22 protein-coding genes, 1 tRNA gene and 1 pseudogene are annotated in these 24,716 nt (G+C 59.0%); 10 read left to right on the top strand and 14 right to left on the bottom strand.

Features of this window, described 5'->3' with window-relative positions:
* Window positions 1-34 precede the first annotated feature (34 nt).
* Both ABVT35_RS22050 and ABVT35_RS22045 read left to right on the top strand, forming a co-directional pair.
* Window positions 35-526 (top strand): annotated as a pseudogene (locus ABVT35_RS22050) (FecR domain-containing protein); the annotation flags it as partial.
* 376 nt (window positions 527-902) lie between these two features.
* Window positions 903-1,214 (top strand): hypothetical protein, encoded by a 312-nt coding sequence (locus ABVT35_RS22045; protein WP_368469719.1) that lies wholly within the window; start codon window positions 903-905, stop codon window positions 1,212-1,214.
* Between the two features lie 25 nt (window positions 1,215-1,239).
* Here ABVT35_RS22045 and ABVT35_RS22040 read toward each other — a convergent pair whose 3' ends face one another.
* A complete protein-coding gene (locus tag ABVT35_RS22040) occupies window positions 1,240-2,577 on the bottom strand; it encodes an adenylate/guanylate cyclase domain-containing protein (RefSeq protein WP_368469379.1) in 1,338 nt (445 codons plus the stop codon).
* A gap of 276 nt (window positions 2,578-2,853) precedes the next feature.
* On the opposite strand from ABVT35_RS22040, the gene ABVT35_RS22035 reads away from it, so the two are divergent.
* Both ABVT35_RS22035 and ABVT35_RS22030 read left to right on the top strand, forming a co-directional pair.
* Window positions 2,854-3,483 (top strand): GNAT family N-acetyltransferase, encoded by a 630-nt coding sequence (locus tag ABVT35_RS22035; protein ID WP_368469378.1) that lies wholly within the window; start codon window positions 2,854-2,856, stop codon window positions 3,481-3,483.
* A 10-nt stretch (window positions 3,484-3,493) separates the two neighbouring features.
* Window positions 3,494-5,272, top strand: a complete 1,779-nt coding sequence (locus ABVT35_RS22030) for an adenylate/guanylate cyclase domain-containing protein (RefSeq protein ID WP_368469377.1) — start codon at window positions 3,494-3,496, stop codon at window positions 5,270-5,272.
* Window positions 5,273-5,300: 28 nt separating this feature from the next.
* Here ABVT35_RS22030 and ABVT35_RS22025 read toward each other — a convergent pair whose 3' ends face one another.
* The 4 genes from ABVT35_RS22025 to ABVT35_RS22010 all read right to left on the bottom strand — a co-directional run bounded on the left by ABVT35_RS22025 (window position 5,301) and on the right by ABVT35_RS22010 (window position 9,313).
* Window positions 5,301-5,897, bottom strand: a complete 597-nt coding sequence (locus ABVT35_RS22025; protein WP_368469376.1) for a pentapeptide repeat-containing protein — start codon at window positions 5,895-5,897, stop codon at window positions 5,301-5,303.
* Window positions 5,898-5,991: 94 nt separating this feature from the next.
* A complete protein-coding gene (locus tag ABVT35_RS22020) occupies window positions 5,992-7,257 on the bottom strand; it encodes a hypothetical protein (RefSeq protein WP_368469375.1) in 1,266 nt (421 codons plus the stop codon).
* A gap of 35 nt (window positions 7,258-7,292) precedes the next feature.
* Window positions 7,293-8,087: a TfuA-like protein gene (locus tag ABVT35_RS22015; RefSeq protein WP_368469373.1), complete on the bottom strand. Its 795-nt coding sequence runs from the start codon at window positions 8,085-8,087 to the stop codon at window positions 7,293-7,295.
* A complete protein-coding gene (locus ABVT35_RS22010; RefSeq protein WP_368469371.1) occupies window positions 8,084-9,313 on the bottom strand; it encodes a YcaO-like family protein in 1,230 nt (409 codons plus the stop codon). The genes ABVT35_RS22015 and ABVT35_RS22010 overlap by 4 nt, the downstream gene beginning before the upstream one ends.
* 377 nt (window positions 9,314-9,690) lie before the next feature.
* Here ABVT35_RS22010 and aspT point away from each other — a divergent pair, with 377 nt between their 5' ends.
* Window positions 9,691-11,403, top strand: a complete 1,713-nt coding sequence (aspT, locus tag ABVT35_RS22005) for an aspartate-alanine antiporter (protein WP_368469369.1) — start codon at window positions 9,691-9,693, stop codon at window positions 11,401-11,403.
* Between the two features lie 15 nt (window positions 11,404-11,418).
* Window positions 11,419-13,017 carry a bifunctional aspartate transaminase/aspartate 4-decarboxylase gene (locus ABVT35_RS22000; RefSeq protein WP_368469368.1) on the top strand — a complete coding sequence of 533 codons (1,599 nt, stop codon included), beginning with the start codon at window positions 11,419-11,421 and terminating at the stop codon, window positions 13,015-13,017.
* Here ABVT35_RS22000 and ABVT35_RS21995 read toward each other — a convergent pair.
* From ABVT35_RS21995 to ABVT35_RS21985, 3 genes are all read right to left on the bottom strand, one after another.
* Entirely contained in the window at window positions 13,014-14,654 is a 1,641-nt protein-coding gene (locus tag ABVT35_RS21995; protein ID WP_368469367.1) for a tetratricopeptide repeat protein, read from the bottom strand. The genes ABVT35_RS22000 and ABVT35_RS21995 overlap by 4 nt on opposite strands.
* Before the next feature lie 107 nt (window positions 14,655-14,761).
* Window positions 14,762-15,100, bottom strand: coding sequence for a DUF6665 family protein (locus tag ABVT35_RS21990; protein WP_368469365.1), 339 nt, complete (start codon window positions 15,098-15,100; stop codon window positions 14,762-14,764).
* Window positions 15,101-15,142: 42 nt separating this feature from the next.
* A complete protein-coding gene (locus tag ABVT35_RS21985; RefSeq protein WP_368469363.1) occupies window positions 15,143-16,159 on the bottom strand; it encodes a permease in 1,017 nt (338 codons plus the stop codon).
* 99 nt (window positions 16,160-16,258) lie between these two features.
* On the opposite strand from ABVT35_RS21985, the gene ABVT35_RS21980 reads away from it, so the two are divergent.
* Window positions 16,259-17,116, top strand: a complete 858-nt coding sequence (locus tag ABVT35_RS21980; protein ID WP_368469361.1) for a LysR family transcriptional regulator — start codon at window positions 16,259-16,261, stop codon at window positions 17,114-17,116.
* 63 nt (window positions 17,117-17,179) lie between these two features.
* On the opposite strand, the gene rpsA is transcribed toward ABVT35_RS21980, so the two are convergent.
* The 3 genes from rpsA to aroA all read right to left on the bottom strand — a co-directional run bounded on the left by rpsA (window position 17,180) and on the right by aroA (window position 21,043).
* A complete protein-coding gene (gene rpsA / locus ABVT35_RS21975; RefSeq protein ID WP_368469359.1) occupies window positions 17,180-18,883 on the bottom strand; it encodes a 30S ribosomal protein S1 in 1,704 nt (567 codons plus the stop codon).
* 145 nt (window positions 18,884-19,028) lie between these two features.
* Window positions 19,029-19,673: a (d)CMP kinase gene (gene cmk / locus ABVT35_RS21970; protein ID WP_368469705.1), complete on the bottom strand. Its 645-nt coding sequence runs from the start codon at window positions 19,671-19,673 to the stop codon at window positions 19,029-19,031.
* A 2-nt stretch (window positions 19,674-19,675) separates the two neighbouring features.
* Complete coding sequence (aroA, locus tag ABVT35_RS21965; RefSeq protein ID WP_368469358.1) at window positions 19,676-21,043, bottom strand: 3-phosphoshikimate 1-carboxyvinyltransferase; 1,368 nt, start codon at window positions 21,041-21,043, stop codon at window positions 19,676-19,678.
* 358 nt (window positions 21,044-21,401) lie between these two features.
* On the opposite strand from aroA, the gene ABVT35_RS21960 reads away from it, so the two are divergent.
* Both ABVT35_RS21960 and ABVT35_RS21955 read left to right on the top strand, forming a co-directional pair.
* Window positions 21,402-21,803, top strand: coding sequence for a TIGR02300 family protein (locus ABVT35_RS21960; protein ID WP_368469357.1), 402 nt, complete (start codon window positions 21,402-21,404; stop codon window positions 21,801-21,803).
* 158 nt (window positions 21,804-21,961) lie between these two features.
* Window positions 21,962-22,037: transfer RNA gene (locus tag ABVT35_RS21955), tRNA-Ala, on the top strand.
* 81 nt (window positions 22,038-22,118) lie between these two features.
* On the opposite strand, the gene ABVT35_RS21950 is transcribed toward ABVT35_RS21955, so the two are convergent.
* Entirely contained in the window at window positions 22,119-22,736 is a 618-nt protein-coding gene (locus ABVT35_RS21950) for a hypothetical protein (RefSeq protein WP_368469356.1), read from the bottom strand.
* 294 nt (window positions 22,737-23,030) lie between these two features.
* On the opposite strand from ABVT35_RS21950, the gene ABVT35_RS21945 reads away from it, so the two are divergent.
* On the top strand, window positions 23,031-23,375 hold the full coding sequence (locus tag ABVT35_RS21945) for a RidA family protein (protein ID WP_368469354.1): 345 nt from the start codon (window positions 23,031-23,033) through the stop codon (window positions 23,373-23,375).
* Window positions 23,376-23,399: 24 nt separating this feature from the next.
* Here ABVT35_RS21945 and ABVT35_RS21940 read toward each other — a convergent pair whose 3' ends face one another.
* Both ABVT35_RS21940 and ABVT35_RS21935 read right to left on the bottom strand, forming a co-directional pair.
* Window positions 23,400-23,933, bottom strand: a complete 534-nt coding sequence (locus ABVT35_RS21940) for a cytochrome b (protein WP_368469352.1) — start codon at window positions 23,931-23,933, stop codon at window positions 23,400-23,402.
* 25 nt (window positions 23,934-23,958) lie between these two features.
* The gene (locus tag ABVT35_RS21935; RefSeq protein WP_368469351.1) at window positions 23,959-24,549 is read right to left on the bottom strand and encodes a YceI family protein; all 591 of its coding nucleotides are present in this window, start codon (window positions 24,547-24,549) and stop codon (window positions 23,959-23,961) included.
* Between the last annotated feature and the right edge of the window lie 167 nt (window positions 24,550-24,716).

Below are 24,716 nucleotides of genomic sequence, written 5' to 3'. Positions count from 1 at the left end.
GAGTGACGTCAGGTGCGGCTACCGGAGTGCCTGGATGTTAAAGTTCGTTACTGCGTCCCGTGACGCGCGCTACCTCGTTTTGTATTTCCTGGCGTGCATTGGCATTGCCGTTTCATCCGGCGCGTTTGCGGCCAGTCCAAGCGGCAAGACCGTTGCCGTGGTACAAGCCACCTCGGCAACAGGCCCCGGCGGCAACCGGACCCTTGCCCCCGAAAAACCAATCTATAGCGGCGACCGCATTAAAACAGGTGGTCGCGGAAGCGCGCAAATTCGATTTCGCGACAATACACGGTTCGTGATCGGCCCCAACTCTTCCGTCGTCATCGATAAATTCATCTTCAATCCTGACAGAACGCTTGCCGGCGCCAGCATCCAAATGGCCCGCGGTGCGTTCAGATTTATGAGTGGCGTCGGGCCGAAAAGGGCGTACAAGATTGTCACGCCAACCGCGACCCTGGGTATCAGGGGCACCGAGGTCGATGTTGCTGTCGGCAGACGCCTTGGAACCGCAATCCTGGTTTTTCGTGGCTCCGTTGAATTGTGCAGCCGGCGCAGCGGCCTTTGCACGATCGTCGAAAGCGGCTGCGGTGCAGCGGTAAGTTCACCCGACGGGAGCCTGCGGTCACCACGTTCGGCGTCCGCCAAGGGAGCGCTTATCAAGTCTTCTTTTCCACTGGTTGAACGACAAAGCCGATTACGCCGCGCGTTCCGCGTCAGCACACGAAGCTGCAGCCGCTTCAACGTCCCGACCAACACCGCCCCGCTTGACATACGCCGCGCCAGTGTCGATCCACAAAAGCCCGGACGCAAGGCCAAAACGCACACAAAGGGTCATAAGGCTCCGGGCTCGAGCGGCAGAGCACCAGGCGGACATAAAAGCAGATTCAGTAATGCCGGCAAAAATGCCACCAGCGGTCCCGGCCATTCCGAAAACAGCAATGCCGGCGGCAAAGGCCACGGCGGCGGGTTCGGCGGAAGCCATAGTGGCGGGTTCGGCGGTGGTCATGGTGGCGGGTTCAGCGGCGGTCATGGTGGCGGGTATGGCGGAGGCCATGGTGGTGGTCATGGCGGCGGCCACGGTGGTGGTCATGGCGGCGGCCACGGAAAATAATCTGAAAGGCGACCGGTCTGCTTCCTGCTTTACGCCCGATACCGGTGTCCGGCACTACAGCGGCACGGCTGATTTCACCGTGATCCTCAATGGCGGCGGATGACAACCATGTATCCCGATCGATGTTATCACGGCAGCGTCAGAATATCCGTCGCAGCACTGCGGCCACGCAGCGACAACGGCCCGTGCGCCTCCAGCCGGGCAATTGCCACTGCTGTCTCCGCGGGGCTTTCGGCCCCGGCTGCCTCAACCAGATCGCTGCTGATGATGCAGCGGCAGCCGATTTCCCGGTTGGCCTTTTCAAGCCTGCTGGCGACATTCACGGTATCGCCCAGGACGGCGAACTCCATGCGCCGGTTACTGCCTATATCACCCAGTACGATCGGACCGTAGTGCACGCCGATTGCGAGTTCCAGCGTCTGTGCGGACGCGCCGGCGGGCGACTGCCTCCAGACCCTGAAGACATCCGCCATTTCTACAGCCGCCGTGAGCGCATTGATTGCGTCTCTTTCAGTTGGCTCCGGAGTTCCAAAGGTCGCCATGAGACCGTCTCCAATGAACTTGTCCAGCGTTCCTTCGTGCCGAAATATTGTTTCAGCAAGCAAGCTGTGAACCTGTCGCAATACATCGATCGTTTCCTGTGGCGGACGGTTCTCCGCCCAGGTGGTGAAGGAGACGAGATCGGCGAACAACACGGCGGCCTTGTGTTCACGCGGCCGCGAAAGCGGATTGGTTTTTGTCGCCAGCAATTCGACCGTCTTGCGCGGGAAATAGCGCGCCAGATTGGTCTTTTCGCTGGCCAGGTTTGACTGGCGAAGCGCGATTGCGCGGGCGCGGCTGACCGCCAGCGCCAAAAGCCCGGCGGTGATCAAAAGCACCATGATCTCCTGGAGCCTTATTCCGAGATCGATAAACGCCGGATTTGCCAACAACTCGAGATAAGGTCCGGTGCTGTCGCCGCGTGGCGGCTCGAGGACCGCGTCGGATCGCGTGATAAGCCACCACACACCAATGGCCCAGCTCAGCGCTGCGGAAACACCGCCCCATAAAACCAGGGCGGGCCGATAGAGGTACGCCAGACCTGCGAGCAATACAAAAAAGTAGATGAAGGTGCCGAAACGCAGTGAGAACTGCGGAGGCAGGTCCAGCGAAAGCAGCGGGTTCGGATAAAGAAGCGTAAAGGAGAGAAGCGCAAAATCAGCCGTCACAAATGCATAAGGGTGCCATCGCCTCTTCCAGGGCGCTGCCTCGACAACATACGCTCCCCAGCCCAACAATATGAATATCATGAGGAGCGGATAATAGAAAAGCGGTCCGGGCCACGGTGTCAAAACTGAAATCAAAAGGGCGATGAACGCAAGCGACACTATGCGCCCTCGCAGCGCCGTTCGTTGCGCGGCCAGTTCCTCGGCTTCGAATGAAAGATCTGCCGGATCCTTCAGGTCGTCAATGCGCGTATCAACCATGGTGCTTTGCCCTCAAGCCGAGATCGTGATTGCCATCCCCAATAGAAAAATGAACTGCACAGCCTGATTTCAAGGCCTCATTGCCGGCTCAAATAGCCAAATTTCAAAATTATGCCGATGAACAAAAGCAAAGCCGGTTGCAGTCCGGTCGCAATACATCTTTTCATATTTGTAGTTGTTCTGTATTTTATACCGCTTCCTGCAGCGTTTAGAACTATTACACACCAGCTACTTACATGATATGTTTTGCGGCGAATAGTGTTACTGGAATGAGTGATGGACAGTAAAAGCGCACAATCCGGATATTCAAATTCCACCTACACCATGAGACCCATGGGATTCGACGATATTGCGACCATGACCCGCTGGTTCTCCAATTTTGAGGACATTGCGCTGTTTGACCGGAACCTGCCCGTACCCATCGGCAAAGAAGCGGTTGAGGAGAGCTGGAAATCGGCGCTCGAACATTCCGAACCACCGCGCTCCCTGTGGTACATGGCTGAAGATGCCGATGGTGAACCGGCCGGGCTCGGCGGATTGCAGGCCATCAGCTACATTCACGGCGATGCGGTTCTGCCGATGTTCATTGCGCGGGAATCACGCGCCAGCGGGCTGGCGACAGCAATTGCAACCGTGCTTTTGGACATGGCCTTCGGACAACTGCGCCTGCACCGTGTGACGACCTATTACCGCGACGGCCACCGGGCATCGGCCAGCGTGACCAAAAAGGTCGGGTTTCGTGAGGAGGGCCGCGTGCGCCAGGGCTGGTTTGGCGACGGCGAATATCGCGACGTCATCCAGGTGGGCATCCTTGGAGCCGAGTGGCAGGCCGTCAGTTCCGGCCTCAAGCAGGAGCTGGCGGACAAATCGAAAATCACCATGAAACTGGAGGGTCCGGTACAGTGATGGTGAGCAGATGATGAACGCAAATACCGAATCCAGATTGCGCAGGCGTTTAACAGCAATCCTGTTTGCCGACATGGTCGGTTACAGCCGCATGATGGCCGACGACGAACTGGCGACGACGGTGGCGATAAAATCGTGCATCGAAATGTTCAGCGCACTTGCAGGCGACTTTTCCGGCAAGGTGATCGGCACCGCCGGCGACGGCGTGTTCCTGGTGTTCGACAGCGCCGTCGACGCGGTTGCCTTTGCCGTCGAGATCCAAAACAGGATCAAGAAGCAGAATGAGGGCGTGAGCAAGGACAAGCAGACCATCTTTCGCATCGGCATCAATCTTGGCGAGATTATTATCGACGACCTGGATCTTCACGGGGACAGCATCAATATCGCCTCGCGGATCGAGGCATTCGCCCAGCCGGGGCGGGTCTGTATATCGGGTGCGGTTCACGACCAGGTCAGCAACAAGCTGTCCTTCGGCTATGAATATCTGGGCGCGCAGGAGTTCAAGAACATCAGCGAGCTCGTCGACGTGTTCCAGGTCCATGAGGACCCGGCCGGCGCGACGCTGACAACCGGGCTGCGCCGTCCGGCCCGGGCCAACGAATCCGCACGGGATGGATCAAGCAAGGACCAGTCCATCGTGGTCCTGCCGTTCGGCTTCCAGGGAAACGATCCGAGCGAAAGCTGGTTTGCCGACGGGCTGGCCGAGGATGTTACGACAAATCTTTCGCGTTTTCACGACTTTTTCGTCATCGCCCGCGGCTCCGCCTATGTCTATAACGACCGGTCAATCGCGCCGAAGGAAGTGGCGCGCGAGCTGGGCGTGCGCTACGTGGTCGACGGGTCGGTCCGCAAGGCCGGCCCGCGCATCCGTGTCGCCCTGCAGCTTCTCGACGCCCAGAGCGACCGGACAATCTGGGGCGAACAATACAATCGTGAAATCGAGGACATTTTCGATCTTCAGGACGAAATCACCCAAGTTATCGTATCGGCTACCGCCGCTCAGATCGAAGCCTCGGAGCTGGACCGGTTTCGCCAGCAACCGCCAGCCAGCCTCGCTGCTTATGGATTTGTGCTTCAGGGCCAAAGCCACATTTTCCGTTACACCAAGGAGGAAGTTCAGCGCGCGCGCGATCTCTACAACAGCGCTCTGGATCTCGATCCGCATTATGCCAGGGCGCTGGCGGCCAAGTCCCGGACACTGAACATCGACTGGCGCTACGACTGGACCGACAGGCCGGACAGGGCGCTCGACGATGCCCTGAGCCTGGCCCGGCAGGCGGTCGAATACGACAACACCGATGCGCGCGGATTTGGCGAGCTTGGCTTTGCGCATCTTTATCGCAAGGAACACGAAGCAGCGATCAGCGCTTATGAAAGAGCGCTTCGGCTCAACCCCAACGATGCGGACCTGATGTCAGACATGGCCGACGCGCTAGCCCATACCGGTCGGTCTGAAGAGGCCATTGAGCTGCTGCATAAGGCCATGCGGCTAAATCCGTTCTATCCGGACCAGTATATCTGGCATCTGGGCGGCGCCTTTTTCAACCTGGAGCGTTACGAAGACGCCATCCGCACAATACAGACGATGCAGAACCCGACTGAAGGAAGACGGCTGCTTGCGGCCAGCTACGGCAATCTAGGACGCGAGGCCGAAGCAAGGGCGGAAGCGCAGAAGGTTCTAGAGGCGCACCCGAATTTCAGCGTTGACGCCTGGGCCGCCGTCCAGCCCGACAAATATGAAGAGGACGTGGTCCGCTTCGTTGAGGGACTGAAGCGGGCCGGACTTTAACGTCAGCGGGTAACCCCGATATCCAGGCCTAGTCGCCTGCGTCGCCGCGGGCGCCACTGATGCGCGCGCCCGATACACGGGCGCCGGATACACGCGCACCGGAAACCCTGGCGCCTGAAACACGTGCCCCCGAAACGCGAGCGCCGGAAACCCGGGCACCTGAAACGCCGGGTCCGCCTTCGCCGATCGTGCTTAGAAGCACCTGCTCAAACGTGCCGGAATCGATATCGAGGCGCATCGTTTCATCGCCCCGGTCATAGGACCAGGCCCGCAGGTCGTTGTAGAAATTCTTGTCATCCGGATCCGGACCCGGAACCTTGAGGCTGGCCGGTGCAACACCGTCACCGTGAACGAGAAACAGCACCGGAACGCCCACTTCGAAATAGGCGCCTTCGTAGCTGAAACCGTATATCCGCGCAAAGCGCGCCAGCTTCTCCCTGGTGCCGGCGGAAAAATCTCCCCAATCCGGGCGGGTCAATTGCTGTTGAAGTCCGGACGATGTGCCCTTGGACGTTGCCACTGAAGGGCTGTGCGATTTATTACCTTTGGGAGTTACAATACTGATGTCTTCAACAACGCGACCGAACAGAACAATATTGGATGCGCTTAATAACGTTTCTGGCATATGCCCCTCCATTTGCCGTATTGGCCGGAATAATTCTTATTTTTATTTCATATTTTTTCTTTTCATCAGAATATAAGTAAACCAACAGGGCGTTTCAGTCCAGAGGTACTACCGTTCGTACCGAGTTGGCGTGGCTGTCTTCTTCAAGCGGCGCAAGTTGCGGCCCTACCCGGACCTTGCCAATGTCACGCATGGCAAAATTGCCGTGGATCAGAGTGGCGAAGCGCCCACTGGTGTGTTCGGCATCCACATCCAGAAAATCTCTGGCCACATCGACATAGTTGAGACTGTTTCTGTCGAGCCGCTGCCAGGTATCGGCAAGATAGGTGCCGAGTATGTCGCGGGCGTCGATAAGAGCCAGTTTGAACCCGTCGGGATCGCGCAGAAACGCTTCGTCGAACAGGGTCTGCATGACCGGTGCATAGTCGGGCGTTGCCAGCAATTCGTCGGAGAGCGATTCCAGGTTTTGATCGATCGTGCCATATTCAAGCAGACATTCGTGAAACAGGTCGACGAAGATATCAAAGAATGCGCCCGTCAGCGGCTGGGAGAGCTTGTGCTCCTTGATCCAACCGCGTTCAAACTCCGACAGGCGGACATCGTTGGCGGCAATTCGAATCTGCGAATTGTCGGACAGTTCGGCCATCCGGGTGATCGAGTTGAGACGATAGAGGTTGCCGCTGGTGTTTTGCAGCAGCCGGTCGATCAGTGAATTGAAATGCAGGGATGAAATAAGGGCGACGAGATCGGCGGCGCTTTCGTGAAACCCGAAATACTCCCCGGTTGTGCGGGCCGGATCAGGGACACCCACCTCCGAATAGATAATGGCGTGGCCGACCTCGTGGGCGATGACGTCGAAATTCAGGCTGAAGGGCTTGTATCCTCCGTGCTTGCGATCACCGCCCATTTCCAGAAATCCGTAGCCGGAATAAGCGTTCTCCAGAGACGGCAGGATGGTCAGTTCCAGCCGGTCGTAATGTTTCTTGCTATGCCAGGGAATGACCCTGTCGAAATAACCTTCCCAGACATCGAGCACAAACCTGACCGTGCCGAAGAGATGGGCCGCCTCGAATTGCGGCGTTCCAGGTTCGAGATGGTCGAAATGCCCTTCCTCGTCAGGCATTGCGGGCGGATGGCACTCGCCCTTCCAGGGCGGCATCGGCACATCGTCGCGGCTGTCAGGGTCCGGATTGATTCCGTATGGCGCAGGTTTGCCAATCGGAAATATCGTATACATGCGATCATCGGCTGGCCCGGGCGCCAGGGTGCCTGCGGGTGAAGAAACGAACACCGTTTCCGGCTCCTCGTAATCGTCGAGAAAACGCGGCTGCGGGAACAGATTGAAGCGAGTGCCTTCCATAGTCTAGCCTCCCCTCATTGCGGGACCTGCCTGGATCATTCTTCGCTGCCGGACCATCTGAATAACCTTTCGTGCGGAACAAGGCGGTAGGCCCCATCCTCAGCGGTTTCGGCAACCGGCGCTCGGCTCTGCCACTCGGTCACGCCCCTTTGCCACAGCTCGGTGTGCTCAAAGTCGAAATCCGCGGACGGGCCAATGCCGGCATCTTTCATGTGAGCGAGAAGCGTCAACGCGTCCTGCTTCTTCTGGTCGACGTCATTGCGCTTCAGCCATTCCAGCAGAACCGCCTGATCCTGCACCGCCGACTGTCGCTCAAGGACGGCATCCCATGTGCGTTGCTTGAAAAAGATCGGCTTTGCCGCGGCCGCGAGAGCCTTGCATTGATCTTTTGTCAGGACACCGGCGCGCTCAGCCTCCAGCAGGGTCGCCCTGACATTGACCATGGGCAGGCTCAGCGGTGCGTAACCGATTTCGGCCGGTCCGTGCTGCAGGGCCACCTCGTCATCGTCCTCCAACACACCGTCACGATAGGCTTCGTAGATTGCGCCAATACCGACCATGCCGAAACTGTCGAGCTCGGCTGCCCTCAGCGCCCCCATGCTGGCACTGCCATAGACCGGAATGTCGAGGGACAGCGCCCATAGAATTTCCTTGTGCCAAACGGAAGGGACACCGTCGAAAACACCGTCGATGATGCCGATTGCGGTCGGATTATCCATCGCCGCGAGGTAAAGATCACCCTGTTTGACGGGCGGGCGAAACTCGAATCCGTCGTGAACATCCAAATTCTCTCCCGCCAAAGACGGCCCGGCAAAGACAATCCTCATCATGCGGCCTCCTCAAAGCCCCTGAAGGCTCTTTCGCCGGCCAGATAGGTCACGTCGTCATGGGGCGCCTCCAGGCCCGGAACGATGATGCGCACCACCGGGATGGAATGTTCGGGCCGGCTGAGGTCGACGGCGGCAACCTCCTTGATGCCGGCGCCGCGGAGCCCGTCGAGAAGGCAGGCAAGGTCCGTCTTCAACGTCTCGTTTGTACGTGTCGGCGCGGCGATGAAATTTCGCGCCTCGCCGTTCATGGCGAACATTTCATCCACCGCACTGTTCTTGTCGACGCGTCCGCCGGCGCTGTATTCGGCAAGCATCAGATCATCCCGCGATCCGCTGATATAGTTGAGCCGTGTCTGCGCCGCCTCCGTAAGGGCCCGCCGAAGTGCAATGCCGCGATCCAGATGCGTCCCCGAACCGATGCCGATATGGCCATCGGGATCATTTGCCTCTCTTGCCGCGCACAGGAAGGTGGCAACGCCGATATCGGTGGTGATGTCCCAGACACCGACGGACAGTCCGGCCTTTTCGAACATGCGCAGGGCGGCAAGAGCTCCCTTGTCGTCAACCGTCGCCAGATCCAGGCCGCGCCGTTTTCGCTGGCCGGAGGGCGCGTGGTGCCATATTGCCAGGGCATCGCGCTCGACTACCTCGCAAATGCCATGGCAGATCGCTTCGAGCGGATGGTTTCCCGACGCCAGGCCATTGGTGCTGGCCGGAAAACACCCGTGACCTGGCTGGACCGGGTGCGTGTAGTCGGCATGCACCATCTCGAACGGCACGAGAATGCCGGTTCCGCTCATCAGATCGATGGCATCGACCCACAACATGCGCAGGGAATCGGTAAATCTGCCATCGACGATCCTTGGTAAACGGTCCAGATCAACCAATGGGTGAGCACCGGCAAGTTCGCGGCGGCTGGCAAAATGCATGCGCCTGTCGAAATGTTCGGCGTGCCAGATTTCCACCGCCTCCATCAAAGCCGACGCCCTGGCTTCGGCAGGGCTCAATCCCTTGCCTTGCGATACCGCAACCGATCGCGCATTCGGGCGGGTGGCAAGGAAAACCGGCAAACCGATCCGGTCCAGACCGGTAATATTGGCAAGCCGGGTAATTCCGAACGTTGCCTTCACCGGAACGAGGCGTTCAAGGGTCTTGTCCGCAGTACAAATGCGGTGCAATCCCTCGGGCAATAGCTTTGCGCCGTCATCATCCGAAACAAGGTCCATCGGCACTCCCAGATTGCCAAATTCACCAAAGAACTATTCCCAACGTTACTGCCGTATGGCCAATTGATCCATATTTTTAACTTAAGAACGGCCTTTTAGTTATTGGCCGCGACCTGCAAGGGAATTGTCAGGCACGTATTCGAGCGGCCCGAACCATCGCTTCATGACAGCGATTTTGCCGCTCAATTCGCCCTCCCGGCAGCTATTCAACCCCGTGGCATGCTAAATCGGCTCACCGTCCAAACTGCCGCAGATCTGAAATGGTGAAAGCCATCCGCCATGGTTGCAGCTGCGCGGCAATTCGCGTCTTGTGCAAACACACTTTGCTGGTGCAGACTGCGCCGGCAACACCACTGCCAACGAAGCGGGGACCGGCCATGTTGGAATATCTCGACAAGCTTTTCGATGCGGCGCCCTTGCTGGCCGTTTTCGTGACGGTTTGCCTCGGTTATGTGGTCGGCAAGCTGACGATCGGTCAATTTGTTCTCGGCGGGGTTGCAGGCTCATTGCTTGTCGGTGTGCTGATCGGCCAGTTGGGCATTCACCTCGACACGGCCATGAAATCGATCTTCTTTGCCCTGTTCATCTATGCGGTGGGTTATCAGGGCGGTCCGCAGTTCTTCCGATCGATCAATAGACGCTCGCTCAATCAGCTAGTGTCGGCATTTGTCATGTGTCTCGTCGGCCTCATTTGCGTCCTCATCAGCGCATGGACATTCGATCTCGACCGTGGCACGGCCGCAGGGCTTGCAGCAGGCGGCCTGACCCAGTCGGCTATTATCGGAACCGCCGGTGACGCGATTGCCAAGCTCGGTGTCTCAGCCGAGCAGATCAAGATCATGCAGACCAATGTCGCGGTGGGCTATGCGGTTTGCTACATATTCGGCAATCTCGGGCCGATCATCGTGGTGACCTGGTTCCTGCCGATGGTGATGAAATGGGACATTCGCCAGGAAGCCGTCAAACTGGCCAAGGAAATGGCCGGCGGGAAGGCCGAGCTGGAACCGGGCCAGTTCAACGCCATCCGCAAGGTCACGACACGCATATACAGTGTCGGCGCCGACAGCAGCGCAAACGGCAAGACGGCCATTGATATCGACCGGGACCTTTCCGATGCGGCGGTTGAAGAGATCATGCGCAACGGCCAGACACTTGCCGTCAATGACGACACCGTCATCGAGGCAGGAGACAGCGTGGCTGTAACCGGCACCGTTGAGGTTTTGCGGGACACGGCCCCCTATTTTGGACAGGAGCGTGCCGCGCCGGATCAATTCCAGCTGGTGGAGGAACACCGCGAGATCATTTTGACCCGCCCGCAATTCATCGGGAAGACGATCGGTGAAATGCATGATGCGCTGGATATCGAGACCCGACACGGGATCTATCTCGTCGCCGTAAAGCGCATGGGCCGCGATGTGCCGGTTCTTTCGGGTCTCGAGCTGCACAAGGGCGACGAACTGCTGTTCATCGGCGCACCGAAGGATCTCAATCGCATTCAGTCCCTGCTCGGATACAAGATCACCGCCGCAGCCGTGACCGATTTCGTGTTTTTCGGCGTCGGCATGTCGCTGGGCATTCTGCTTGGCCTGATCGAGTTCAGGATTGCCGGCATTCCGGTGACGATCGGTACCGGCGGCGGCTGCCTTCTGTCTGGCCTGCTTTTCGGCTGGCTGCGCAGCACGCACCCGCAATTCGCGGCGCTGCCGACCGGTGCATCGAATTTCCTTCGCGATTTCGGGCTGGCCGTGTTTGTTGCGATTGTCGGCATCTCGGCCGGCCCGCAGGCCGTCAAGACAATGCAGCAATACGGGCTGACGCTGTTCTTCCTCGGTGTGGGGGTCACCATCATTCCGCAGATCGTGACGTTCTATTTCTCCTATTTCGTGCTTCGCATCCGCAATCCGATCGAAGCCCTCGGCTGCGTCGTCGGCGGTCGCAGCGCCAATCCGGGATTTGCGGCGCTGCTCGCCAAAGCCGGCAATGCAACGCCGGTCGTCTCGTTTACCGTCACCTATGCCGTCGCCAATGTGTTCCTGACCATCTGGGGGCCCCTGATCGTCGGTATCATCACCAAGAACCCGTCACCGTAAGTTGGGAGTAAGTCGATGCAGGACGAAGATTTCAGCGAATTTGCCGAGCTCAGCCCGTTCGAACTAAAGGACAAGCTTATCGCGGTGGCCACCACCGAATCCCAGCGCGTGATGCTCAATGCCGGGCGCGGCAACCCGAATTTTCTCGCAACGCAACCCCGTCACGCCTTTCTGCGCCTTGGAGAATTCGCCATCCAGGAAGCCGAGCGCGCCTATTCCTACCTCAATAGCGGGTTTGGCGGACTACCTGAACGCGAGGGCATGGTTGAGCGCTTCGAAACCTATGCCGGCCGGTTTCACGATGATGTCGGTATCACGTTCCTGCGGGCAGCGATTTCCTATGTCCGCGACCAGCTAGAGCTGCGGCGCGAGGATTTCCTGTTTGAAATGGTCGCGGCTTTTTTGGGCTGCAACTATCCGGTTCCGCCGCGCATGCTTACCCACGCCGAGGAAATCGTCGGCGCCTATATCGGGCAGGAAATGTTCGGCGCAGTGCCGCAAACCGGCAAATATTCGCTGTTTGCGACAGAGGGCGGCACCGCCGCGATGACCTATATCTTCCAGAGCCTCAAAAGCAACGGGCTGATCGCTCCGGAAGACAAGATTGCCCTCGGAACGCCGATCTTTTCGCCCTACCTGGAAATTCCGCCGCTGCCCGACTATGCGATGGAGATCGTCGATATACGCATGGACGAGGACAATGACTGGCAGTTTCCGGAATCAGAAATCGCCAAGCTGGAAGATCCGGCAATCAAGGTGTTCTGTCTCGTGAACCCGAGCAATCCGCCGTCCTACAAACTGTCAGATGCCTGCCTGAAACAGCTTGCCGATCTGATCAACAACAAAAGGCGCGATCTCATCGTCGTCACCGACGATGTCTACGGCACATTCGCCGATGACTTCGTGTCGCTGTTTGCCATGTGCCCCTACAACACGCTGTGCGTCTATTCCTTTTCCAAATATTTCGGCGCGACCGGCTGGCGGCTCGGGGTTATCGGACTGCACGAGGACAATGTCATTGATGATGCGATTGCCGGACTTCCGCCAAAGACCAGGAAGATCCTCGACAAGCGTTATTCTTCGCTCACGACCGACATTGCGGGATTGCGCTTTATCGACAGGCTCGTCGCCGACAGCCGCGCCGTCGCACTCAATCACACGGCAGGCCTGTCCCTGCCGCAGCAGCTTCAGATGACGCTGTTTGCACTTAACGGGCTGATGGATCTCAACTCCACCTACAAGGATTCGGCAAAACACCTGATACGGCACCGCTATCAGACGCTGTGCCAGCATATCGGAGTCGATCCGAAGTTCGGCCCGAACGACGTGAACTATTACGACCTGATCGACCTGCAGAAACTGGGCGAGCAGCTCTATGGAACCGAATTCGCCGACTGGTTCGCCGATGGCGAGCGGGGCACCGATTTCCTGTTCCGGCTGGCGCGCGAAACCGGTGTCGTACTTCTGCCCGGCAAGGGCTTCGAGGTCGTCGACGCATCTGCGCGCGTATCCCTCGCCAATCTGACCGAGGCCGAATATGCCGAGATCGGTGCATTTACCCGCCGCGTGCTTGACGAACTGCACAAGGAGTTCGAAGCCCGCGACAAGGGCTAGGCCGCAGCCCGCCTGCGGCAGAAGCAGGACGCGTGGACCGGAACCTCGGCCCGCGCCAGTGCCTTGTCCAGCTGCAGCTTGATGTGAAGCAGTTCAACCGTCTCGCCCCGGCGGGTCAGGCATTCGTGAAGACCGTGCAGGCTCCAGACATTGCCCGGATGCTGGCAGGCGCGCGCAAGGGTCGAATCAAGTCCGAGGTCGGCGCGGTATACCGCTTCGGCTTCCTCAAACTGGCCTTGCTCCAGCAACAGCGCGCCAAGCGCATGACGCGTCGGCTGCATCCAGCCCCAGGGTTCGTCATAGGGCAGCGCATCATCGACCTCGACGGATTTGCGCAGATGCTCGAACGCTTTTTCGTGATTGCCCTTCTTATATTCGAGTTCGCCGAGCAACATCTGTTCGGCCACCGCCAGAATATCGAGGCAGGTGTTGTTGAAGAGCATGCGCGATTCCGGCACCCGGTCGCGCGCGGCCATGAAAAGATCGCGTTCCGCCTCCGCCAGGCCAATCTGGTCTGTATTCGACAGCGCGACGCTGCGCGCGTAGTGCATCATGGCCGTTGTGACGCAGAAGAGCTCCTGATCTTCCGGCATCGACTGCGCCAAAATCGCGTCCCAAAGCCCGAAGCGTATCAGAACATGCTGCTTCATGGGAACAAAGGATTCAAACCAGTCCGCCAGCGGCCGCACGATTGATTCCGGCAGGTTCTCCGCCAGCTCCTCCGCCGTCTCCAGCGCTGTTCTTGCCTGGCCGAGGAACATCGCACCGTAAATCTTGAAATGGTAATTGTGACAGCGGTAGAGCGTATAGAAATTGTCGGCACCGTCGCGCTGAAGAAAGACCTTGTCCGCTTCAATCGCCCGGTCATTGCGTGACACGACGTTTTCGTATTCTCCGCAAAGAACATCGATATGCGTCGGCATATGAATGAGATGGCCAGCATGGGGCACCAGCGTTGCCAGCCGGTCGCCCTGACGCAAGGCGCGTTCGGGATGCGGCGACATTTCCATCAGATGAATGTACATGTGCAAAAGGCCGGCGTGCTGCCATGCGCCGTCAAGCGTGTCGAACGCATTTTCAAGCACCCTAATCGCCTCCACCGTGTCGGCGCCCTTTGCCGGTGCGCCGGTCGGAAGGTCCCAGAGCTGCCAGGGCGTGCGGTTCATAATGGCCTCTGCAAACAGCGCCGCGAGATCCAGATCGCCCGGAAAAGAGCCGTGCACCAGCCGCATCTCATCGGCATAGGCGTCATTGAAGGGTGAAAAGTCCTCGACTTCAGCATCATCCGGGTAGCGGGCCCGGATGGCCTTGATGAGTGCGCGCTCGGCCGGTTTTGACTGGAGCGCAAATTCTCCGGCGGCCTTTACCGCCTTTTGTGCGATGGCAAGCGCTTCCGGCTTTTCCTCCGGCTCGAAGGCTTCCCAGGGCTTGTTGTAGTTGGGGCCGATCGCATAGGCGATCCCCCAATGGGCCATGGCGCATTCCGGGTCGTGTTCAAGCGCTTTTTTAAAGCAGACAATCGCTTCCTCATGGTTATAGGCGTATGTCCACAAGAGGCCGCGACTGAACCATTGCTGCGCGTCAGGTGACGTCGTCGTAATTTCGCGGTGATACGTTCCAAGATCGTAGTAGTCCATGATCTCTCCTGTCCAAACCGGTCATCCGATATCGCCGCAAGGAACACAGAGTATCACGGGTGGGCCCACCCGCCAATTTCACTTGGAAATACCGCTAGAACTATCCGCTAATTCTTTCGAATACCGATACGAACAAGTACATTGCCCGGAATACCGTATCGTTTCACCAGCTGTTGTTGCGTAGAAAGGCCGGCAAGCTCGTACTGGATGAATAGCGCCCAGGCACAATCAGCTGCTTCCTGCACAAGCGCCTGCCGCGACGCTTCGTCCGACGTATCTGCAGCGGCTGCATCATGGGCATCCAAATCGGCCAGGGCCTTCTCTAGAGCCCGCCCGCAACGCCCGATGGAAGCAGCCATTTCGGCGATGATCTCGCCGTCGAGGATGCCGGCGCCGGTTTGCAGGCCGCCACGTCCGCTGGAAAATGTCGGCGCCTTCACGCCCATATCGCATCGCCCCGGTGCTGTTTCGTTCCCGGATACTTTCTACTAGACAATCAGGCCGAATATCCAGCCGGATATCAAGGATCCGATAACTGCCAGGACAAGATAAAGGGCAAATGGTCTGATCCTGAGGACAGGAAATATGGCCATCGCGCCCCAGATACTGACCACACTGCCGGAAACGAGAAAGGCCATGGCGGCACCCGGCGACATGCCATGGTCGATCAGAGAGCGGGTCAGAGGCAGCGCCGCGTAGCCGTCGACATAGGCCGGTGCTCCCACGAAGGCGGCAAAGGGTACGGCCCACCAGACGTCGGATCCGACATAGGCCGACAGGGCCTGCGGGTGCAGAAGACCGTTGAGCACGTGCTCCGCTGCAAAGGCCGGGATCAGGCAGATCAGCACCAGCCGGGCTGTCGCGACAAATTCTGTCCGGAACCTTGACCGCCGTTCCGGCGAGGCCCAGACCGCCATGTCGTAACCGCTGTCGCCGCCACACGATCCGCACCTTGCGACAATCGCATTGTTGCGCAGTGGATCGCAAACCCAGCTGCGGGGCGCAACAAGGGCCGTCGCGAATCCGCCAAGCAGCCCGAGCCCGAAGGCAGCAAGCGTCTTGCCGACCGCGAAGCCTGCACCAAGCGTCGCGGCCGTGGTTGCAAGCATGGCCGGGTCGGTCACGGGAGATGACAGCCAAAAGGCCATGACCGGTGCAAGCGGCACACCGGCCATCAACAACCCGGCCATGAGCGGCAGAACGGTGACACCACAGACAGGCGTCACCGCGCCGATGGCTGACGCCAGAACGACCGTGCGAAAAACCCGTCCGTTGAACGCATCGGTAATCCGGTCCCCTGCCCCGCTTGCGCTCACCCACGCGGCCAGGACGATGCCGGGAACAACGAGCGGTGAGACGTCAACGAGACTACGCGCGACAAATCCAAGCGTTGACCAAGCTTCTGCCGGTGCCCAGATAATCGCCGCCAAGGCCGCTGCGCCGACAAACACCGACACTTTCAACAAAATGCCGCTGGCATTCTTTTTTTCAGCAATATCCGACATGCCGTACTCCTGCGTGGCGATGCCAATGTGCCAGCTGGTAAGAGTTTTAAAAAACGAATATAATTAATTCCTATTATCTGTTTTGTGCATAGCTCGATCATGAAAAATCTCGACTCGGATCTTCTGCGCACCTTTCTGGCAATCACTGACACCGGCAGTTTTCTTGGCGGCGCCGCCCGGATCTTCCGCTCGCAGTCGGCTGCGAGCGTCCAGATCGGAAAACTCGAAGACCTGCTCGGGGCACCGGTTTTTGAGCGCCACGGCCGCGGGATCAGCCTGACGCCCTTGGGCGAGAAACTCGAACCGGTGGCGCGGCAGGTGGTCACGCTCTTGGACGGGACCTTCGCGGAGCTGACCGGTGAAGGCCTGGAAGGGTCATTGCGCATCGGCATTCCGGACGACCACAGCAAAGAGGTCCTTTCCCGCATCATCGCGGATTTCACCCGCGAACATCCGAAGGTGGAACTCACGGTCCATTGCGCCCTGAGCACCGGCTTTTCAAAACTGATTGCAACCGGTGCGCTCGATATCGCGGTTCACGAGGTGGAAAAGGTTGAACCCGGCATGGTGCTTTTGCGCAAGGAGAAGCTGGCCTGGGTCACGTCCCGCCTGCACGATGCACTTGATCGCGACCCGCTTCCGATTGCGCTCTTCGACCGCGCCTGCTGGTGGCGCGACGCCGCTCTCAAATCCCTGCAGACAGGTAACCGTGCCTATCGGGTGGTCTATTCCAGCGAAAGCGTTACGGGTGTCGCCGCAGCGATTGAAGCGGGTATTGCCATCGGTGTCCTCGGCACCGCTGCACTCAGCGGCAATCTGAGACCCCTGTCCATAGCCGAGGGGTTCCACGCCGTGCGGTCCTCGAACCTTGTGATCGAGTATGCCGACAAGCTCGACAGGGAGCTTTGCGAAGCAATGACCGGGGCCATTGAAAGAAATTTCGTTCACGGCAATTAGAGCACATCAAAAAACCCGCGGCGCATGCGCCGCGGGTCTCAATCTTTTCAAGCAGGTTTCGGCTTAGTCGTCGCCGTTCTGCTTTTTCAGCGCGGCACCGAGGATATCGCCGAGCGATGCACCGCTGTCGGAAGAACCGAACTGAGCGACGGCCTCCTTTTCCTCGGCAATTTCCAGTGCCTTGATGGACAGGGTGATCTTGCGATCCTTCTTGGAGAAGTTGGTGACGCGCGCATCGAGCGTCTGGCCGACGGAGAAACGCTCGGGGCGCTGCTCGTCGCGATCGCGGGAAAGGTCGGAGCGGCGGATGAAGGATGAGACATCCTCATGATCGACCAGCTTGACCTCGATGCCGCCATCGGTGACGGCCGTAACTTCAGCGGAGACAACGGCGTTCTTGCGCAGGCCGCCGGACGCAGCAGCTTCGCCGACGCTGTCCTTGCCGAGCTGCTTGATGCCGAGCGAGATGCGCTCCTTATCGACGTCAACATCAAGAACAACGGCCTTGACCATGTCGCCCTTGTTGAACTCTTCGATAACCTGTTCGCCGGGACGGTTCCAGTCGAGGTCGGACAGGTGAACCATGCCGTCCACATCGCCTTCGAGGCCAATGAACAGGCCGAATTCGGTCTTGTTCTTGACTTCGCCTTCGACTTCGGTGCCGACGGAGTGGCTCTGCGCAAAGACTTCCCACGGATTGTCGAGGGTCTGCTTCAGGCCGAGCGAAATGCGGCGCTTGCTCGGATCGACTTCCAGAACAACCACTTCGACTTCCTGGCTTGTCGACAGGATCTTGCCCGGATGGACGTTCTTCTTGGTCCAGGACATTTCCGAAATGTGGATGAGGCCTTCAATGCCCGGCTCCAGCTCAACAAACGCACCGTAGTCGGTGATGTTGGTGACGGTGCCGGTGATCTTCTTGCCTTCCGGATACTTGACGCCGATGCCATCCCACGGATCCGCCTCGAGCTGCTTCATGCCGAGCGAGATGCGGTGGGTTTCCTGGTTGATGCGGATGATCTGGACCTTGACGGTCTGGCCGATCGACAGGATTTCCGTCGGGTGGTTGACGCGACGCCAGGCCATGTCGGTGACGTGCAGCAGGCCGTCAATGCCGCCGAGGTCGACGAACGCACCGTAATCGGTGATGTTCTTGACGACGCCCTCAACGACCTGACCTTCTTCAAGGTTCTGGACGATTTCGGAACGCTGTTCGGCGCGGCTTTCTTCAAGAACGGTGCGGCGTGAGACAACAATGTTGCCGCGGCGCTTGTCCATCTTGAGGATTTCGAAAGGCTGCGGGTTGTGCATCAGCGGGGTGACGTCGCGGATCGGACGGATGTCGACCTGCGAACGCGGCAGGAAGGCAACGGCACCGTCGAGATCGACGGTGAAGCCGCCCTTGACCTGGTTGAAGATGACGCCTTCAACGCGCTCATTGGCTTCGAACTTGGCTTCGAGGCGGACCCAGCTTTCCTCGCGGCGAGCCTTCTCGCGCGACAGGACGGCTTCGCCGAGAGCGTTTTCGATGCGCTCGACATAGACTTCGACTTCGTCGCCCGGCTTCATCGAGCCGTCTTTCGACTTGGCGCCGAATTCCTTCAGCGGTACGCGGCCCTCGACCTTGAGACCGACGTCGACGATTGCGACATCCTTCTCGATGGCGGTGATGATGCCCTTGGCGACATAGCCTTCGGCAAGATCCTGGGTGGCAAAGGATTCCTCGAGGAGGGACGCAAAGTCCTCCATAGACGATTGTGCAGACATAAAAACTCCTGAACGGTCCGTGCCGGAATGTCTCTACGGACGGACACAAAGCGCCGGCGGTTGGTGTTGCATTCACATTCGATACGGCCCGGCAGGCTCCAATGGCTGCCATGTTCGGCGCGTGGGCCGCATCAAAAGCGGTGGTTCAAGTCTTGTTTCCGGCGCCGTAGGCAGCATCAATCAGCCTTTTGGCGGCCAGGAACGCCGCTTCTATATCCATTTCGCTCGTATCTAGCAAGTGGGCATCTTCAGCGGGGCGCAATGGAGAGTCGGCGCGCTCGGTATCGCGGGCATCGCGTATCCTCAGATCCTGCAGGACCTCGTCGTAGGAAACATCGTTCCCGCCATCGCGGATTTCGGCAAACCGGCGCTCGGCCCGAACCTCGGGCGAAGCCGTAACGAAGAGCTTGACCGGCGCATCGGGACACACGACGGTGCCGATATCACGGCCATCGAGAACGGCACCCGGCTCACGGGCGGCAAAACGCCTTTGCGCTTTAACCAGTGCTGCGCGTACGGCCGGCATCACCGCCACTTTCGAAGCTGCTTCGCCGATCGTATGGGCGGAAAGGACGGAACGGTCCAGCCCTGTAAAATCGAGCGAGCCGGCAACGGATGCGGCCCGCCCTTCATCGTCGAGCGGCGCACCGGCATCGAGCAGCGCTTTGGCGACTGCGCGGTAGGTCAGCCCGGTGTCGAGATGGTGAAAGCCATATTCGGCTGCGATGCGCCGCGCCAAAGTGCCCTTGCCCGAGGCCGCCGGCCCGTCAATGGCTACCGCAAAGCCCATGCTCAAGCCGCCTCCTGCTCGAGCGTGATGCGGGCACCGAGACCGGCCATCATGTCCATGAACTCCGGAAAGCTGGTGGCGATGATTGCGGCATCGTCCACCGAAACCGGGCGCTCGGATGCAAGACCCATGACAAGGAACGACATGGCGATGCGATGATCGAGATGGGTCTCGACCACAGCATCTTTGGAAACCGCGCCGAGCCCCTTGCCGCCCGGCACGCCGCGCACCCTGAGCGAAGCCTTGCTCTCGTCGCAATCGACGCCGTTGATCTTCAGGCCTTCTGCGACCGCCGACAGGCGGTCCGATTCCTTGACGCGCAGTTCCTCCAGCCCTTCCATCACGGTTTCACCTTCGGCAAAGGAGGCGGCGATGGCAAGTGCCGGATATTCGTCGATCATCGACGGCGCCCGCTCGGGCGGCACTGATACGCCCTTGAGCTCGGAAGAGCGAACGACAAGGTCGGCAACGTCCTCACCGCCGGCGAGGCGTTCATTCGTGACGACGATATCCGCTCCCATTTCCACAAGCGTTGTGATGAGCCCCGTACGGGTCGGATTCATCAGAACATTTTCGATTGTAACGTGCGAACCCGGAACAATGAGCGCGGCAACGAGCGGAAAGGCCGTCGAGGACGGATCGCCCGGAACATCGATTACCTGTCCGGCCAGCTTGCCCTGCCCCTGCAATGCGATTGTGCGCACGCCATTGCCGTCCGTTTCGACCGACAGCTGCGCGCCGAAGCCGGCAAGCATTTTTTCGGTGTGGTCCCGGGTCATCACCTCTTCGATGACCGTTGTTGTGCCGGGCGCATTCAGTCCGGCAAGGAGCACCGCCGATTTGACCTGCGCTGACGCCATCGGCACGCGGTAGGTAATGGGGTTGGCGATATGCGGTCCGCGCAGCGTCACCGGCAGCCGGTCGCCCTCCTGCGCCTCGACCTGCACGCCCATGAGACGCAGCGGATCAAGCACCCGGCCCATTGGCCGTTTGGACAGCGACGCGTCACCGGTGAAAGTGGCTGAAAATGCGTATGTGCCGACAAGTCCCATGGTCAGGCGCACGCCCGTGCCGGCATTGCCGAAATCGAGCGCGGCTTCCGGCTCCAGAAGGCAGCCATTGCCGACGCCGTCGATGATCCAGGTGTCCCCTTCCTTGCGGATATAGGCACCCATCGCCTGCATGGCGCGGCCGGTGGCAAGCACGTCTTCGCCTTCCAGAAGACCGGTGATGCGCGTTTGACCGCTGGCGAGCCCGCCGAACATGAAGGAGCGGTGGGAAATCGATTTGTCACCCGGAATGCGGATGGTGCCGGTCAGGCGGTCGGATTTGTGCGCGGCAGCCGGTGTCAGGTGAGCGCCATGGGTCATTGTCGTTTTAATCCCTGCATGAAACAGCAGAATTTTGTGCCCACTGCGGACACGGCCTGCAATTTGCGCCTCGTCTAGCACAGGGAAATTTGGCCGTCATCCTCCCAGACCCCGCGGGTTGCTTTTTTTGCGTAGATAGGCTTTGACAGACGCTGCCAAGATGGGTATGGGGTCCGGCACATCAAAAAACCCGTCCGCACTGCGCGGCCGGTACATAGTGACTTGCAGCAGCGGTCAGCGGATTTGATGAATTGAACGCGGCATGCCGCCAGGTCACAGGATGGAAGCTGGCGGAACCCGGCGCTGGATTCACCAAATCCGCAACATCCGCGAAACGAACAACCAAGAGGCCCCAGAAGTGTCAAAGCCTGAACTCGGAACCAAGCGCGTCTGTCCCGAAACTGGCCGCAAATTCTACGACCTTAACCGTGATCCGATCGTTTCCCCCTACACCGGACAGACCTATCCGCTGACCTTCTTCGAAGGCGGCGAACCGGAACCGGAAGTAAAGGAAGCTCCGGAGGAACAGCCGGAAGCCGCCGAAGCGGAAAAAGAAACCGCGGATGTCGAAATCGTTTCCCTGGAAGATGCCGACGAGGAGGCGTCCGATACGGGCGAAACCATCCCGGACATCGACGGCGACGATGATGATGTTGATCTCGGCGACGATGACGATGACACGTTCCTGGAGACCGACGATGACGACGATGACGACGTAACCGGCATCATCGCAGTTTCGGACGACGACGAAGAAACCTGATTTCAGGCGTTTGATCGCCTGGAGCGGAGAGCGAAACAGCCGGCGGCAAAAAATAAGCGCCGCCCGTCATTTTCGTCTTGATCTCCGCGAAAAGCGGCTTTAGATAGCCGCACTGGCTGGCGGTAACCCACACCGCCGCCGCCGTAAAACCGGCAAATGGGGCCATAGCTCAGTTGGGAGAGCGCTTGCATGGCATGCAAGAGGTCAGGGGTTCGACTCCCCTTGGCTCCACCAAATTTCTCAGATTTTCACGAAATATAATTGGATGCCGCTTCTGGCCGTCGAATGGCTGGGGACAACTACGCGGCGACCCGCTCAGTTGCACTCGATCCGCATGCTGCCGTGACGAAACTGTGCCCTTCCATCCTGTGAACGCATTGTTTTGCCGGCGATTTTGACGCGATAGAACGGGATGCCGCGGACATCGCCATGGGTGGGCTGGACCTCGATCAGATTTCCGGCCTCAAACGGCTCGTCATGCTGATTGCCGTCGGGAAGTTCACCGGAAAATACACCACCGTTTACACAGGACCGCCGGTCAAATTCGGCCATCTGAAATGCAAATCCGGCATTTCCAAAAGCCGAAAGGCGGCCCATGGCAACGTCGATCGAATGGTTGAGCTTTGCCGATGCAGACCGCACGATCCGGTCCTGCAATTCCTCCGATTTTGAAGACAACCGCTCGACAAGAGCCTCCTGGCCGGAGTTGACAATTTCAGTGAGCAAAACACTGTTTTGCCGGGCGGATGCCACCGATGCCCTCAGTTCCGAAACTTCGGCGCGCAACTCAGAAATCTGCGAAAAACTCCAGGCGCAATAAAGGCCAAAAACAACCGTCGCAGCGACGATCAAAACCGTGAGAAACGCGGTTCGAATGCCGGTTCCTCTTGGCCGCGCAGCATTGTCTTCAGGCCAGTCAGGCGTGTCAGCCATATCGTAATTTCCCAATGGTCACCTCAGCGCGCAATACAACATCTCAGGCGGCGCCTCCACAAGCCGGTCCAACCAATTTAACCGCCCGTTTTACCGGATTGTGCTGTTCTGACGCACTCAATGTGTCGTGAAGATGAGTTTCCCACCACGGTGTCCGGTTTGCTTCATCATGAAAAGGCGCTGTCCGCACCCGCATGAATTACGAAGCTTGCCAAGGCCGATATTGCGGTCTAACGGTGACGCAAATCTTCACCCCGCGGGGTGAGCCTCCACCCATCAAAGACTGGAACTGAAATGATTGAACGTATCGATGTCGGCACACGCATGAGCAAAATCGTCAAGCATAATGGCGTTGCCTATCTGTGCGGCCAGGTCGGCACGCGCGGCGAAAGCGTCGCGGACCAGACCGCCGAATGCCTGCGTAAAGTCGAGACCCTGCTTGAAAAGGCCGGCTCCGGCAAGGAGCAGATCCTGCAGGCCATCATCTGGCTTGCAGACATGGCGGATTTCGATGAGATGAACGCCGTCTGGGATGCCTGGGCACCGGAAGGCCATGCGCCGGCGCGCGCCTGCGGCGAAGCCAAGCTCGCGTCACCGGAACTTGCGGTCGAAATCATCATCACGGCGGCTTGCGAATAGCGCGATTATTGCTGCGTTCAGCCTTCACCAGGTCATGCGCCGCAGGGTCCTGTCACCGTCGATCAGGTGATGTTTGATTGCGCCGCCCGCATGCAGCAGAACAACGGCCAGAAGACCATACGAGGCGTAGATATGCAGCTGAATGGCGATATCGCGCAGTGTTTCAGGTACGGCAAAAAGCGCCGGCAGTTCGAACAGGCCGAAAAACGGCACGGCCTCGCCGTTTGACGTGGTGAAGATATAGCCTGTAACCGGAATGACGATGACGCAGGCTATGAGCGCAAAATGCACCACCCTGGAAGCCACTTTCTCCCACGGCCTGTGGGAAGCATCGGCCGCCGGCCGCGCTGAAAACCGGCGCCACACGATCAGGACCAGGCCTAGCCCGAATACGCAAAGGCCAAGCGCCTTATGGAGCGCCGGCGCGGTGTGGTACCAGGTGCTGTAATAGCTCAGCTGGATCATCCACCAGCCCAGCCAGATCAGCCCGAGCATGAGCGCGGCGATTAGCCAGTGAAGGGCCTTGCTGACCGGCCCAAAACCGTTTTCAGTGTCCATCGCCACGCTCCGGTTTGAAATTGACCTACTGGTCTTTTATCGCTTCGATGAGCAGTGTCAGCTCGATGTTTTCGGCTGCCGGCCCGAGATTGGTCTGATCGAGATTGAAGTCCTTGCGGGCAAGCGTGTAGCTGCCTTCAAAGCCGACACGGTATCCGCCCCAGGGATCCTTGCCTTCGCCGATCAGCTTGATCGGAAAGCTGATTTCCTTGGTGACGCCGTGCAGGGTGAGGTCGCCGGTTATTGTGCCGCCGTTTGCATCGCCATCGAACGAGGTGCTTTCGAAGGTGGCCGTCGGGAATTTTTCCACATCGAGGAAATCGGCGCTGCGAAGATGTTTGTCGCGGTCGGCCCAGTTCGTGTCGATGCTGGCGGTGTCGATATTGATGACGATCTTCTGATCAGCGGCGGATTTGTCGGCGCTGTAGTTCAGCTTGCCGTCGAATTTGTTGAACTGGCCCGGCAGCCAGGAATATCCCAGATGCTGCGTTTTGAACTGAATGAAGGAATGGGACGGATCGACCGTGTAGGAATCGGCAAGTGCGGCGCCTGCCGGCAAAGCCGTTGCAGCCACAAGCGCTGCCATCAGCAGCCGGTTTTTCATCGGGATGGTCATATTGGGGTCCTTGCTCTGGTCTGAATTGCCTTGCGCGGTTGATGCGCCGGCCCGTCCGTCGAACGAACCAGCCGGTCACGACACCGCAGATGTAGTCGGCAGCCGACGCGCAAGACAATTCTTCAATTGGTGAACACAATGTCACTTGCCTGACCCACGGCGAGCAC

This window comes from Hoeflea sp. TYP-13 (assembly GCF_040932035.1).
Classification (GTDB): domain Bacteria; phylum Pseudomonadota; class Alphaproteobacteria; order Rhizobiales; family Rhizobiaceae; genus Hoeflea_A.
Note: the sequence above shows the minus strand (reverse complement) of the source record. Positions and strands in the feature narration are given on the sequence as shown.

What these genes read in the sequence shown, in the direction of transcription:
- ABVT35_RS22045 (WP_368469719.1), top strand. Translation starts at nt 903, where the DNA reads ATGCCACCAGCGGTCCCGGCCATTCCGAAAACAGCAATGCCGGCGGCA.
- ABVT35_RS22040 (WP_368469379.1), bottom strand. Translation starts at nt 2,577, where the DNA reads ATGGTTGATACGCGCATTGACGACCTGAAGGATCCGGCAGATCTTTCA.
- ABVT35_RS22035 (WP_368469378.1), top strand. Translation starts at nt 2,854, where the DNA reads ATGGACAGTAAAAGCGCACAATCCGGATATTCAAATTCCACCTACACC.
- ABVT35_RS22030 (WP_368469377.1), top strand. Translation starts at nt 3,494, where the DNA reads ATGATGAACGCAAATACCGAATCCAGATTGCGCAGGCGTTTAACAGCA.
- ABVT35_RS22025 (WP_368469376.1), bottom strand. Translation starts at nt 5,897, where the DNA reads ATGCCAGAAACGTTATTAAGCGCATCCAATATTGTTCTGTTCGGTCGC.
- ABVT35_RS22020 (WP_368469375.1), bottom strand. Translation starts at nt 7,257, where the DNA reads ATGGAAGGCACTCGCTTCAATCTGTTCCCGCAGCCGCGTTTTCTCGAC.
- ABVT35_RS22015 (WP_368469373.1), bottom strand. Translation starts at nt 8,087, where the DNA reads ATGATGAGGATTGTCTTTGCCGGGCCGTCTTTGGCGGGAGAGAATTTG.
- ABVT35_RS22010 (WP_368469371.1), bottom strand. Translation starts at nt 9,313, where the DNA reads ATGGACCTTGTTTCGGATGATGACGGCGCAAAGCTATTGCCCGAGGGA.
- aspT (WP_368469369.1), top strand. Translation starts at nt 9,691, where the DNA reads ATGTTGGAATATCTCGACAAGCTTTTCGATGCGGCGCCCTTGCTGGCC.
- ABVT35_RS22000 (WP_368469368.1), top strand. Translation starts at nt 11,419, where the DNA reads ATGCAGGACGAAGATTTCAGCGAATTTGCCGAGCTCAGCCCGTTCGAA.
- ABVT35_RS21995 (WP_368469367.1), bottom strand. Translation starts at nt 14,654, where the DNA reads ATGGACTACTACGATCTTGGAACGTATCACCGCGAAATTACGACGACG.
- ABVT35_RS21990 (WP_368469365.1), bottom strand. Translation starts at nt 15,100, where the DNA reads ATGGGCGTGAAGGCGCCGACATTTTCCAGCGGACGTGGCGGCCTGCAA.
- ABVT35_RS21985 (WP_368469363.1), bottom strand. Translation starts at nt 16,159, where the DNA reads ATGTCGGATATTGCTGAAAAAAAGAATGCCAGCGGCATTTTGTTGAAA.
- ABVT35_RS21980 (WP_368469361.1), top strand. Translation starts at nt 16,259, where the DNA reads ATGAAAAATCTCGACTCGGATCTTCTGCGCACCTTTCTGGCAATCACT.
- rpsA (WP_368469359.1), bottom strand. Translation starts at nt 18,883, where the DNA reads ATGTCTGCACAATCGTCTATGGAGGACTTTGCGTCCCTCCTCGAGGAA.
- cmk (WP_368469705.1), bottom strand. Translation starts at nt 19,673, where the DNA reads ATGGGCTTTGCGGTAGCCATTGACGGGCCGGCGGCCTCGGGCAAGGGC.
- aroA (WP_368469358.1), bottom strand. Translation starts at nt 21,043, where the DNA reads ATGACCCATGGCGCTCACCTGACACCGGCTGCCGCGCACAAATCCGAC.
- ABVT35_RS21950 (WP_368469356.1), bottom strand. Translation starts at nt 22,736, where the DNA reads ATGGCTGACACGCCTGACTGGCCTGAAGACAATGCTGCGCGGCCAAGA.
- ABVT35_RS21945 (WP_368469354.1), top strand. Translation starts at nt 23,031, where the DNA reads ATGATTGAACGTATCGATGTCGGCACACGCATGAGCAAAATCGTCAAG.
- ABVT35_RS21940 (WP_368469352.1), bottom strand. Translation starts at nt 23,933, where the DNA reads ATGGACACTGAAAACGGTTTTGGGCCGGTCAGCAAGGCCCTTCACTGG.
- ABVT35_RS21935 (WP_368469351.1), bottom strand. Translation starts at nt 24,549, where the DNA reads ATGACCATCCCGATGAAAAACCGGCTGCTGATGGCAGCGCTTGTGGCT.